This is a genomic window from Bradyrhizobium sp. (assembly GCF_049581145.1).
Classification (GTDB): Bacteria; Pseudomonadota; Alphaproteobacteria; order Rhizobiales; family Xanthobacteraceae; genus Bradyrhizobium.
Genome location: NZ_JBAURI010000930.1, coordinates 1 through 11,911, shown reverse-complemented (window position 1 = coordinate 11,911; position 11,911 = coordinate 1). Strand labels below are relative to the sequence as shown.

General features: G+C 65.9%; 10 protein-coding genes. 6 read left to right on the top strand and 4 right to left on the bottom strand.

The window, feature by feature from the left end:
• Positions 1–129: 129 nt before the first annotated feature.
• The 6 genes from WCB02_RS30480 (at position 130) to WCB02_RS30455 (ending at position 5,985) form a co-directional block, all read left to right on the top strand.
• Positions 130–789, top strand: a complete 660-nt coding sequence (locus tag WCB02_RS30480; protein WP_423963865.1) for a phosphoribosylanthranilate isomerase — start codon at positions 130–132, stop codon at positions 787–789.
• Entirely contained in the window at positions 786–2,027 is a 1,242-nt protein-coding gene (gene trpB, locus WCB02_RS30475; protein ID WP_423963863.1) for a tryptophan synthase subunit beta, read from the top strand. Before WCB02_RS30480 ends, trpB begins: the two co-directional genes overlap by 4 nt.
• Positions 2,024–2,857, top strand: coding sequence for a tryptophan synthase subunit alpha (gene trpA / locus WCB02_RS30470; protein WP_423963860.1), 834 nt, complete (start codon positions 2,024–2,026; stop codon positions 2,855–2,857). The genes trpB and trpA overlap by 4 nt, the downstream gene beginning before the upstream one ends.
• Positions 2,858–2,962: 105 nt before the next feature.
• Positions 2,963–3,901: an acetyl-CoA carboxylase, carboxyltransferase subunit beta gene (gene accD, locus WCB02_RS30465; protein WP_423963857.1), complete on the top strand. Its 939-nt coding sequence runs from the start codon at positions 2,963–2,965 to the stop codon at positions 3,899–3,901.
• Positions 3,898–5,238, top strand: coding sequence for a bifunctional folylpolyglutamate synthase/dihydrofolate synthase (locus WCB02_RS30460; protein ID WP_423963855.1), 1,341 nt, complete (start codon positions 3,898–3,900; stop codon positions 5,236–5,238). The genes accD and WCB02_RS30460 overlap by 4 nt, the downstream gene beginning before the upstream one ends.
• 6 nt (positions 5,239–5,244) lie before the next feature.
• Entirely contained in the window at positions 5,245–5,985 is a 741-nt protein-coding gene (locus WCB02_RS30455) for a metallophosphoesterase family protein (protein WP_423963853.1), read from the top strand.
• On the opposite strand, the gene WCB02_RS30450 is transcribed toward WCB02_RS30455, so the two are convergent.
• From WCB02_RS30450 to WCB02_RS30435, 4 genes are all read right to left on the bottom strand, one after another.
• Positions 5,978–7,030 carry an ATP-dependent DNA ligase gene (locus WCB02_RS30450; RefSeq protein WP_423963851.1) on the bottom strand — a complete coding sequence of 351 codons (1,053 nt, stop codon included), beginning with the start codon at positions 7,028–7,030 and terminating at the stop codon, positions 5,978–5,980. The genes WCB02_RS30455 and WCB02_RS30450 overlap by 8 nt on opposite strands.
• 143 nt (positions 7,031–7,173) lie before the next feature.
• Positions 7,174–7,494 (bottom strand): thioredoxin, encoded by a 321-nt coding sequence (gene trxA / locus WCB02_RS30445; protein WP_027538091.1) that lies wholly within the window; start codon positions 7,492–7,494, stop codon positions 7,174–7,176.
• 59 nt (positions 7,495–7,553) lie between these two features.
• Positions 7,554–11,084 (bottom strand): double-strand break repair helicase AddA, encoded by a 3,531-nt coding sequence (gene addA, locus WCB02_RS30440; RefSeq protein ID WP_423963847.1) that lies wholly within the window; start codon positions 11,082–11,084, stop codon positions 7,554–7,556.
• Positions 11,078–11,911: PD-(D/E)XK nuclease family protein (locus WCB02_RS30435; RefSeq protein ID WP_423963845.1), on the bottom strand; the 834-nt coding region annotated here is incomplete at its 5' end. The genes WCB02_RS30435 and addA, both read right to left, overlap by 7 nt.

The following is an 11,911-nucleotide window of genomic DNA, read 5'->3' as shown; positions in this document are numbered from 1 at the left end:
GCGACGCGCAGCGACTCCCAGTGCCGGCGCAAGCCGGCCTGTATGGGGCTACCAGGCGAGACAAGCAGGGCGCGACATTGTAGAACCCGCCCGCTGCATCGATTTCTTTTCCTTTAGACCCAAGAGACCATGTCCCTGCTTGTCAAAATTTGCGGCCTGTCCACCCGTGAGACGCTCGACGCCGCACTCACTGCTGGCGCCGACATGGTCGGGTTCGTGTTCTTCCCGCCGTCACCGCGCCATCTCGGCCTCGAGGCCGCGCGGGCCCTCGGTGAACAGGCCAAGGGACGGGCCGTCAAGGTCGCGCTGACGGTCGACGCCGGCGATGTGACGCTGGACAATATCGTCGAGACGCTGAAGCCGGACATCCTGCAGTTGCATGGCCATGAATCGGTCGCGCGCGTGCGCGACATCAGGCAGAGGTTCCAGCTTCCCGTCATGAAGGCCATCGCGGTCGAAAGCGCGGCCGATCTTGCAAGCCTGCCCGGCTATGCCGCGGTCTGCGACCGCGTCCTGTTCGATGCCCGGCCGCCCAACAACGCGACCAGGCCCGGCGGCCTGGGCGCCGTGTTCGATTGGCATGTGCTCAAAGGTATCGAGAGCGGCCTGCCGTTCATGGTATCCGGCGGCTTGACTGCCGAAAATGTCGCGGAAGCGGTTCGTGTGACCCAAACGAGCGGCGTCGACGTTTCCTCAGGGGTCGAGCGCGCCCCCGGCGTGAAAGACCCCGAAATGATCCGCCAGTTCATCCGCGCCGCACGCGCGACCGAAGAGTTGACCGTTCGATGACCCAAGCCTCGTCTCAAGCCTCGCCCAAAGCCCTTCCCAACTCCTTCCGCAGCGGCCCCGACGAGGGCGGCCATTTCGGCATTTTCGGCGGACGGTTCGTCGCGGAAACCCTGATGCCGCTGATCCTCGATCTGGAGCAGGCCTATGCGCAGGCCAAGGCTGATCCTGCGTTCCAGACTGAGATGAACGGCTATCTGCGCGACTATGTCGGCCGGCCGTCGCCGCTTTATTTCGCCGAGCGCCTGACCGAGCATCTCGGGGGGGCCAAGATCTATTTCAAGCGCGAGGAACTGAACCACACCGGCTCGCACAAGGTGAACAACGTGCTGGGGCAGATCATGGTGGCGCGGCGCATGGGCAAGAAGCGCATCATCGCCGAGACCGGCGCCGGCCAGCACGGCGTCGCGACCGCGACGCTGTGCGCGCGGTTCGGCCTTGAATGCGTGGTCTATATGGGCGCAGTCGATGTCGAACGGCAGCAGCCCAACGTGATCCGCATGGAGATGCTGGGCGCAAAGGTCGTTCCGGTGCAATCGGGCACGCGGACGCTAAAGGACGCGATGAACGAGGCGCTGCGCGACTGGGTCACCAACGTGCACGATACATTCTACTGCATCGGCACCGTCGCCGGTCCGCATCCCTATCCAATGATGGTGCGCGACTTCCAGTCGGTGATCGGCACCGAGACGCGCAAGCAGATGCAGGAGGCCGAGGGGCGGCTGCCGGATTCGCTGGTGGCCTGCATCGGCGGCGGCTCCAACGCAATGGGGCTGTTCCACCCTTTCCTCGATGATCCCACGGTCGAGATTTTCGGCGTGGAGGCGGCGGGCCACGGATTGACGCAATTGCACGCCGCCTCGATCGCGGGTGGGCGGCCGGGCGTTCTGCACGGCAATCGCACTTATTTGCTGATGGATGACGACGGCCAGATCCAGGACGCTCATTCGATTTCGGCAGGGCTCGACTATCCCGGCATCGGACCGGAGCATTCCTGGCTGCATGAGATCGGCCGGGTGAAATATCTTTCGGCGACCGACGACGAAGCGCTCGCCGCGTTTCAACTGCTGTCGCGGCTCGAAGGCATCATCCCCGCACTCGAACCGGCGCACGCCATCGCCAAAGTGATGGAGCTCGCGCCGGCGCGTTCGAAGGACCATCTGATGGTGATCAATCTCTCCGGTCGCGGCGACAAGGACGTGCCGCAAGTCGGCGATATCCTGCGGGAGAAAAAGAAGTGACCCGTATCGACGCGCGTTTCGCGCAACTGACGAAAGAGGGCCGTTCGGCCTTCGTCACTTTCCTGATGGCCGGCGATCCTGATCCCGCCACGTCGCTCGAAATCGTCAGGGCGCTGCCGCAGGCTGGTGCCGATATCATCGAGATCGGCATGCCGTTCACCGATCCGATGGCGGATGGGCCGTCGATCCAGGCCGCCGGGCTGCGCGCGCTCAAGGCCGGCATGACGTTGAAGAAGACGCTGGAACTGGTGCGCGGCTTCCGCAGGGAAGACGAAGCGACGCCGCTGGTGCTGATGGGCTACTACAACCCGATCTACATCTATGGCGTGGACAAATTCCTCCTCGATGCCAAGAGCGCAGGCGTCGACGGGCTGATCATCGTCGATCTGCCGCCGGAGGAAGACGCCGAGCTCTGCCTGCCGGCGCTGCAGGCCGGACTGAATTTCATTCGGCTGGCGACGCCGACCACCGACGATAAGCGGCTGCCCGCCGTGCTCGCCAATACCTCGGGTTTTGTGTACTACGTGTCGATCACCGGCATCACCGGTGGCGCCTCCGCCGATTCCAGCGCGGTTGGCGACGCGGTCGCGCGCATCAAGCGGCATACCGATCTGCCGGTCTGCGTCGGCTTCGGCATCCGCACGCCGGAAGCGGCGCGGGCGATTGCGCAACACGCCAATGGCGCGGTGGTTGGAACCGCCCTGGTCGATGCCTTGCGCGGCAGCCTCGATGGCGAGGGCCGTGCGACGGCGAAGAGCGTTGGCGCTGTCGCCGATCTTGCCTTCGCCCTTGCGCAGGGTGTCCGGGGTGCTAGGCAGGCTGCGGAATAGTCCGTCGGAGACAGCCTTTGACTTGCCGGGCCGCCGCCCAGCCGCCATATAGGCTAGGCGGCTCCCAAGAGAGACGTGGGTCGGGCTCGCAAATCGGAGCGAAACATGAATTGGCTCACCAATGTCGTCCGGCCGAAAATCCGCAACATCCTGCGGCGTGAGACGCCAGAGAATCTGTGGATCAAGTGTCCGGATTCCGGACAGCTCGTGTTCTACCGGGATGTCGAGGCCAACCAGTTCGTCATCCCCGGCTCGAACTATCACATGCGCATGGGCGCGGTGGCACGGTTGAAATCGATCTTCGACAACGAGACCTGGTACGACATCGCGCTGCCGGAGGTGACGCCCGATCCGCTGAAGTTCCGCGACGAACGCCGCTACGCCGACCGGATCAGGGACGCGCGCGCCCGCACTGGGCTGAACGACGCCGTCAAGGTCGGCTACGGCAAGCTCGAAGGTGCCGCTATCGTCATCGCGGTGCAGGATTTCGATTTCATGGGCGGTTCGCTCGGCATGGCCGCCGGTGAAGCCATCGTGCGCGGGCTTGAGCTCGCTGTCGAAAAGAAATCGCCCTTCATCGTGTTCGCGGCCTCCGGCGGCGCCCGCATGCAGGAAGGCATTTTGTCCCTGATGCAGATGCCGCGCACGACCGTCGCGGTCCAGATGCTGCGCGAGATCAAGCAGCCCTACATCGTGGTGCTGACCAATCCGACCACCGGCGGCGTCACCGCCTCCTATGCGATGCTCGGCGACGTCCACATCGCCGAGCCTGGCGCGCTGATCGGCTTTGCCGGCGCACGCGTCATCGAGCAGACCATTCGCGAGAAGCTGCCGGAAGGTTTTCAGCGCGCGGAATATCTTCGCGATCACGGCATGGTCGACATGGTCGTGCATCGTCATGATCTGCGCCCGACGTTGGCGCGGCTCTGCCGCCTGTTGACCAGGTCGCCCGCTCTTGAGCTGGCGCCGAAACCGCTGATGATTTCCGCGCCGGCCGAGACCGCGCCCGTCCCTGAACTCGCGCCGGCAGCGCCGCACGCGTGAACGCGCCCGCCGCCAGAGCTGTCGTCTCGCTCGACGAATTGATCGCGCGACTGTCCGCGCTCCATCCAAAGCGCATCGATCTCAGTCTCGATCGGATGCATCAGCTCCTCGCCCGGCTCGATCATCCCGAGCGCAGTCTGCCGCCGGTGATCCATGTCGCCGGCACCAACGGCAAGGGTTCAACGGTCGCCTATCTGCGCGCAATCTTGGAAGCTGCGGGCCTGCGCGTTCATGCCTATACCTCGCCCTATCTGGTGCGGATCAACGAATGTTTTCGTCTGGGTCGCGCCGGCGGGGGCGTGCTGGTCGACGATGAGGCGTTGCGGACGGCGTTCGATCATTGCGAGCGGATCAATGCTGGCGCGCCGCTGACCTTCTTCGAGGCCAAGACCGCCGCGGCATTCTGCCTGTTCGCGCAGCATCCGGCCGACGTGCTGCTGCTGGAGGTCGGTCTCGGCGGGCGGCTCGATTCCACCAATGTGATCGAGCGGCCGCTGGCATCGGTGATCGCGCCGATCGGGATGGATCACACCGAATATCTCGGTAGTACGCTGGCTGCGATCGCAAGCGAAAAGGCCGCCATCATCAAGCGCGAGGTGCCCGTCATCGTGGCCGAGCAAGTGCCGGAGGCCATGGCCGTGATCGAAGCCGAGGCCGGGTGCCGGCGCGCACCGCTGCATGCGGCCGGCCAGCAATGGCATGTCGGCGTCGAGCGCGGCCGGCTGGTCTATCAGGACGATCGCGGCCTGATGGACCTCGCCGCGCCAAAACTGTTCGGCCGGCACCAGTTCGAGAACGCCGGCCTCGCCATTGCGACGCTGCGCGCGATCGAAACGTTCAGGCTTTCGCATGCGGCCTATGAAGGCATCGTCAATGCCGAATGGCCGGCGCGGATGCAGCGGCTCTCGGCGGGGACGCTGCTCAATTGGGGGCCGCCGGGCTGCGAGATCTGGCTGGACGGCGGCCACAACGTGGATGGCGGTCGTGTCGCCGCGGCAGCCCTTGGCGATCTCGAAGAACGGGTATCACGGCCGCTGGTGGTGATTGCCGGCATGATGGCCAGCAAGGATGCCAAAGGCTTTCTGGCAAACTTCGCCGGACTGACCCGCCACATCATCGCTGTCCCGGTCCCGGACCAGGACAATGCGATGGCGCCGGAGCGGCTGGCGGACGCGGCCCGCGCGCTCGGTATGCGCGTCGAGCTCTCCGCTGGGATCGAAGCCGCGTTGCGGACGCTGGCGAACCTCGCCTACGAGGTTCCGCCGCGCATCCTGATCACGGGTTCGCTCTATCTCGCCGGCCCCGCGCTCGCGCTCAACGGCACACCGCCTGGTTAGGACCCCATGCGCTTTGCCGCGATCGCCGATGTCCATGGAAACTATCTGGCGCTGGCAGCCGTCGTCGCGGATATCCGCGCGCAAGGCATCGACGAGATCATCAACCTCGGCGACATGGCCAGCGGTCCGCTCGACGCGCGCCGTACGATGGACGCCTTGATGGCGCTCGACGCCGTTCATGTGCTCGGCAATCACGACCGCTATCTGATCGATCGGCCGCCGGAGCAAATGGGGTCGTGGGACCGGCCCGCGCATGCGCAGCTCGATGCCAGCCACCTCGACTGGCTGCGCGCGGTGCCGGCGACGCGCGTGTATCGCGAAAGCGTCTTTCTCTGCCATGCGACGCCCGGCAGCGACGAGGTCTATTGGCTGGAGACGGTCTTGCCGGACGGCACGGTACGGCTCGCATCGCCGGATGCGATCGAGCAGCCTGCCCGTGACATCGCGCAGCCGCTGATGCTCTGCGCCCACTCCCATATCGCGCGCAAGGTACGACTCGCCGACGGTCGCCTGATCGTCAATCCCGGCAGTGTTGGCTCGCCCGGCTACCGTGACGTTCACCCGTTCCCGCATGTCATGGAAGCCGGCACGCCAGACGCGCGCTATGCGATCCTGGAAGGGCCCGAGGGAGGCTGGCGCGTGACGTTCCGGTACGTGCCCTACGATCACGATGCGATGGCCGCACTGGCGCGCCGCAACGGCCAGCCCGAATTGGCCTCCGCGCTGGCGACGGGCTGGATCATGTAGAGGCGGCATCCGCGCGACCATTGGCCCGCTGTCCTTGCGCCAGGAGCTTCATCGGATCAGCCGCCTTTTGCTGCAGCTGATCGAAGCCGCACTGCCGCGGCGCCTTGTCTACCCGCCAGCGCAGGATCGAGGTGCCGTGGCGAAACCGCTCGCCAGAGAAATGATCGTAGCAGACTTCGACGACGAGCTTTGCCTGCAACGGACACCATTGCGCCGAGCGTGCGGTCGACCAGCGGCTCGGGCCGCCCGGCGCGTTGCCGGTGAAACCGGGAGCTGCGATCAGCGGCTCAAGCTTTTTCGTCAAGGCCGGCTTTTCGTCCTGCTTGATCGCCGAGGTGAAGCCGACATGGTGCAGCAGGCCGTCCTTGTCGTACAGACCGAGCAGCAGCGAGCCGATCACCTTGCGGCCCGCGATCCTGTTGGTGGCGTAGCGGAAGCCGCCGACCACGCAATCGGCGCTGCGGAATTTCTTGATCTTCTGCATGCCGTCGCGGCTGCCGGACTGGTAGGGCAGGTCGAGGCGCTTGGCGATCACGCCATCCGAGCCGCCGCCGGATTTTTCCAGCCATTTCCTGGCGGTGGCATAGCTTGCGGTCGTGGGCGATAGCCGGAACATCCGGTTCGATTTGAAAGACGTCTTGGCAAACTGCTCCAGCGCCGGTCGGCGCTTGCCAAGCGGTTGGGCCGACAACTCTGCGTCTTTTTCCGTTGCGAGCAGGTCGAAGGCGATGAACAGCGCCGGCGTCTGCTGCGACAGCCGTTGCACGCGGCTTGCGGCGGGATGGATCCGCTGCAGCAGGTCGTCGAAGGAGAAGCTCTTGCCGCGCGGCACGACGATCTCGCCGTCCAGCGTGAACCGCGCCGGTTTCAGCCGCAGCGCGGCCTCGACCAGTTCGGGGAAGTATCGCGCCAGGTCCTCGCCGGATTTGGAGCGGAGGTCGATCTTGTTGTCGTGACGCGCAAGGATGCAGCGAAACCCGTCCCATTTCGGCTCGTACTGCCATTCCGCGCCGCGCGGGATCGCGTCGACGGAGCGCGCCTCCATCGCCATCAGGACGGCGGACGTTTTTGCGGACTTGCGGCGGGGCGGTGGCAAACCCAGAACTCACCAAATGAAAAACATGTGACCTCAACGCAAACGGCCGGCATTTCGCCGGCCGTCTCGAATAAAATTGTCACCCGAAGCAATCACACCGCGGCGGTGATCCACTGCTGCAGCTTCTGCTTCGGCGCGGCGCCGACCTGACGGGAGGCCATTTCGCCGCCCTTGAATATCATCAGGGTCGGGATCGACATCACGCCGTATTTCGATGCCGTCTTCGGGCTCTCGTCGACATTGAGCTTCACGATCTTGACCTTGTCGCCCATCGCACCGGAAATCTCGTCGAGCGCCGGCGCGATCATGCGGCAGGGGCCGCACCATTCGGCCCAGAAATCGACCACGACGGGCCCGGTCGCGTTGAGCACCTCGGCTTCGAAATCGGCGTCAGAAACCTTGCCAACGGCCATGGAAGTACCTCTTTCGGTTGAAGGGATAAGGCGCGGCTCCCCGAGGAATCGCGCCGGGATCATGAACGAAACCTATGAATGGAGCTATGCCGGGTCAAGTTGGCATCCCCGGATGCCAGTTCCGCGTCCAGCGCGGGCGCAGAAATCTCCATGAATTCAGTGCTTTCAGTCCAGAGCAGCGCCGCGCGGACGACCCTGTCGGGATAAAGCCGCCGCAGCACGGCGCGGTACAGCGCCAGTTGCCGGACATAGGCGGACGGCGCGTCGGCGACGCGGGACGGGGGATTGTGGTTGGTCTTGAAGTCGACGATCAGGACCTCGTCCGGCGTCACCACCAGCCGGTCGATCTGGCCCGACACCGCGCGGAGCCGCCCCGCCAGCTCGAGCCGGCTGACGATCGAGACTTCAGCGCGGCTGCCTGCGCCGAACACCGCCGCGAAGCGGATATCGCCGATCAGGCCCAGAACCGTTTCCGCCAACAGCGCGCGGTCCGTCTCGCTCCAGTCTTGCGCGTTTCGGACGAGATATTTTTGCGCGGCCTCCGCGCGCCGCTCGGGGGCGATATCGGGCAGCGATTGCAGCAGCCGGTGCACCAGCGTCCCGCGCTGCATCGCCTGCCGGCGCTGCACGATGGTTTCGCCCGGCTTCATCTCGCGCCGCCCGGTGTTCGCGGCCTCGGAAGGGCGCAGCGGGTCCGGAGCGGCAGCATCGGCGGCAACGGGCGTGCGCAGCCACGCTGGCAAGGCTAGAGGCGCGCTTGCTACAGGCGACACCGCAGCCGCGCCCGCAGGCGCACCGGCGTCTTCCAGCCGGGAAAATCGCTTCACGATGCCATCCGGCATCGCGATCGTCTCTTCCTGCAATCCGGAATTGGCCAGCCCCTTGCAGACCAGATCGTACCAGCAGAGGCTTCGCACGCTCTTCATGTTGCCGGGCATGCAGCCGCCGACGATCAGCCGGTCCGCGGCGCGCGTCATCGCCACATAGAGCAGCCGGCGGTATTCGTTCTCGGTGTCGTCCTGCATGACGGCGCGGGCCGACGCCACCGCTTGCGGATCGTCGGCCTTGCGGCCGGCCCAGACCACGACTTCGCCGCCTTGTACTTCGCTGCTTTGGCCGGCCGGCAGATGAATCAGCTTCAGCCGCTGCGTGTCGGCGGGCGAGGAGGTGGTGTCGACCATGAACACCACGGAAGCTTCCAGTCCCTTGGCGCCGTGCACGGTCATGACCCGGACCTCGTCGCGCGAGATTTCCATGTCGCGCTTCACCTCGGTATCGGCTGCGCGCAACCAGGCCACAAAACCCTGCAGCGAGGCCGGCGCCTTCCTTTCATAGTTCAGCGCCAGCTCGAGGAATTCATCCAGCGCGTCATTGGCCTCGTGCCCGAGCCGGCGCAGGATGCGGTTGCGGCCGCCGTCGCCGCCGAGCAGCCAGGCATAGAACGCGAACGGCGTTTCGCGCGCAAAGCGGTTCTCGTATTGCGCGAGGCGCCGCAGCGCATCCTGGAACTTGCCGTTGGCTGTCGCCTGCCGGGACAATGCCGCGCGCAGCGAGCCCTCGCGCTGCCAGGCCAGCTCGAACAGATCGTCGTCGGTCAGGCCGAACAGCGGGCTCTTCAAGGCTGTCGCCAGCGCCAGGTCGTCCCGCGGCAGCAGCAGCGCATCGGCGAGGTTCATCAGGTCGATGATCGCGATATGCTCGGTCAGCTTGAGCCGGTCGGCGCCGGCGACCGGAATATTGGCGTGCTTCAGCGCCTGGATCACCGCGTCGAACGCGTTGCCGCGCCGCCGCACTAGGATCAGCACATCGCCAAAGCGCAGCCGCCGGCGGCCGCCTTCGTGCCCAGTCATGGTGCCGCACTCGACCAGCCGCTTGATCTCGGCCTGGATGCGCCTTGCGAGCTTCACTTCCGGGCTGGTCATGGCCACGCCGTCGAACGGCGCGCGCCAGCCCTCGATGTCGGCCTTGTCGTCGGCTTCGGCGAGCTCCCAGAGCTCGATCAAGCTCGGCCCGGCGTCGGCCAGCGCATGATGCAGCGGATAGGTCGTCTCGGCATGGATGCTGCGATAGATCGCTTGGTCGCGGAACACATGGTCGACCGATTGCAGGATCGCAGGTCCCGAACGGAACGAATAGGTGAAGGATACCGGATCGAAGCTCAGCCCGGCGGCGACGAACCGGCGCTGCAATTCGCGGCGGCGCTGGTCGAACTGGCGTGGCTCCGCGCCCTGGAACGAGAAGATCGACTGCTTCTCGTCGCCGACCGCAAAGATGGTGCGGACCGTGCCGTCGCGCGCGCCGGCGCCGGAGGTGAACTCGGCGATCAGATGGAACACGATGTCCCATTGCCGCGGACTGGTGTCCTGCGCCTCGTCGATCAGCACATGATCGACGCCGCGGTCGAGCTTGTAATGCACCCAGCCGGACGAGACGCGCTCCAGCATCGCCAGCGTCTTGTCGATCAGATCGTCATAGTCGAGCAGGCCGCGCTCGGACTTTTCCCGCCGGTAGTTCGCGACCGCCGCGGTCGCGATGTGCACGAGCGCCCGGGTGCGGTCGCGGGCAACCAGCGCGCGACGCTTTTCGATCAGCGGCGGGAGGCGCGACGCCTCGGCCTCGAACCACCCCGCGATGGCGCGATTGCCGTCACAAAACCGCTTCGTCAGGACCGACTTGCGCGGCGCCTTGTCGTCGGTGAGAAAAACAGAGAGATAGCCGTCCACCTGCTCGGCGCCGGTCGACCGGAATGCCGCGCGAAGCCGCGCGGCCTGCTCGGTGTCCGACTTGCTGCCGGCATCGAGCGCATCGGCGATCTCCGGCCAGCGCCTGCGCGGCAGATGGGTCCCATCGAGAATCTCGCGCTCGACAGTGTCGATGCGATCTTCGGGATCGACGCCAAGCGCTGCGGACAATTGGGCCGCCGCCGCCTCGGCGCTGCCGGCCGTGTCGGTCCAGGCCATGAAATGATCGTGGCTGAGACAGGCCTCGCGCACGACGTCCTTGAAGGTGACGTCGGCGGCGCTGGCCATCGCGGTCATCAGCGCGCGCCCGGTCGCGCTCTGAGGGTCGCGCGAGGCCTCGAGCAGCACCCTGAGATTGGCGCGCTCCATCATCTCGGTCTGGTCGCGGTCGTCGAGCACGGCAAAGCGCGCCGGCACGTTGGCCTCGAACGGAAACTGCTGCAACAGCCGCGTGCACAACGCGTGGATGGTCTGCACCTTCAATCCGCCCGGCGTCTCCAGCGCACTGGCGAACAATTCGCGCGCGATCTTTCTCAAGCGATGGGTCGGCTGCGCGATCCCGACATCGCGGATCGCGTCATCGAGCGCGGCATCGTCGAGCGTCACCCAATGGCCGAGCGTGGTGAACACCCGCTCCGCCATGTTGGCGGCGGCGGCCTTGGTGAAGGTGATGCAGAGGATCTTTTCCGGCGCCACGCCGTCGAGCAAAAGCCGGATCACGCGCTGCACCAGTACATGGGTCTTGCCCGAACCGGCATTGGCCGAGACGAAGGCGGATGCCGCCGGGTTCGACGCGCGTGCCTGCGTCGCGCGAACCAGATCGGGAATCGGGCGCGGCGCCTTCACCATTCCTCGATCCCCAACCCGCCGGCCGCCGACCATTCCTTGATGCGGGCGAGGTCGTCATAGGCGCCGTAGCGGTTGGCCCACATCGACAGGTTCAGCGAGGTATAGGCCTGGTTCTCGTCCTCGAACTGGCGGATCAGCGCCGCGAGCTTGGCCAGCGCCTCGTCGGCCGCGTCATCGGGGGATTGCGCCGCATCGCTCTTGTTGATCTTCAGCTCCAGCGTCCGCTGTTCGCCCGGCGGATTGTTGCCGGAGAGCCTGACATAGACCAGTTCGCCGACCGAGCCGCCGGCGGCAATGTCGGCAAAGCCGCCCTCGCGCAGGATCGCCGCTTCCAGCGTGAGCTGCGGCGACAGCCCCATCCGCACCTGCTTGCCGGTCGGCGGCTGTCCGGTCTTGTAGTCGAGGATCGCGAACGTGCCGTCGCGGCGGCGCTCGATGCGGTCGGCGCGCGCCGACAGCACGAAGGTCCGCGCATGGTCGAGTTGAATCGGGATCTCGCCCCTGATCTCGGCCTCGATGCCGGCGATGGCCTCGCGCCGCGCGATTTCCCAATCGGCGAACCACGACGTGATTCGCAAAAACCGCGGCCACCACAAGGCGCGGGCCTCGGGACGCTCCATCAGGGGCGCGAAATATGTCTCGCCGATCTGGCGCAGCGCGCGCGCCGGATCGTCGGGCAGGCTCGCCGCATACTCCTTCGTGAACTCGCCGAGCGCGTCATGGATCGCCGAGCCGCGATCGGCCGCCGATAGCGGCATGTCGACGGGATCGAGCGGGTCCAGTCTCAGGATATATTTGGCGTAGATCGTGTAGGGATCGCGCAGCCA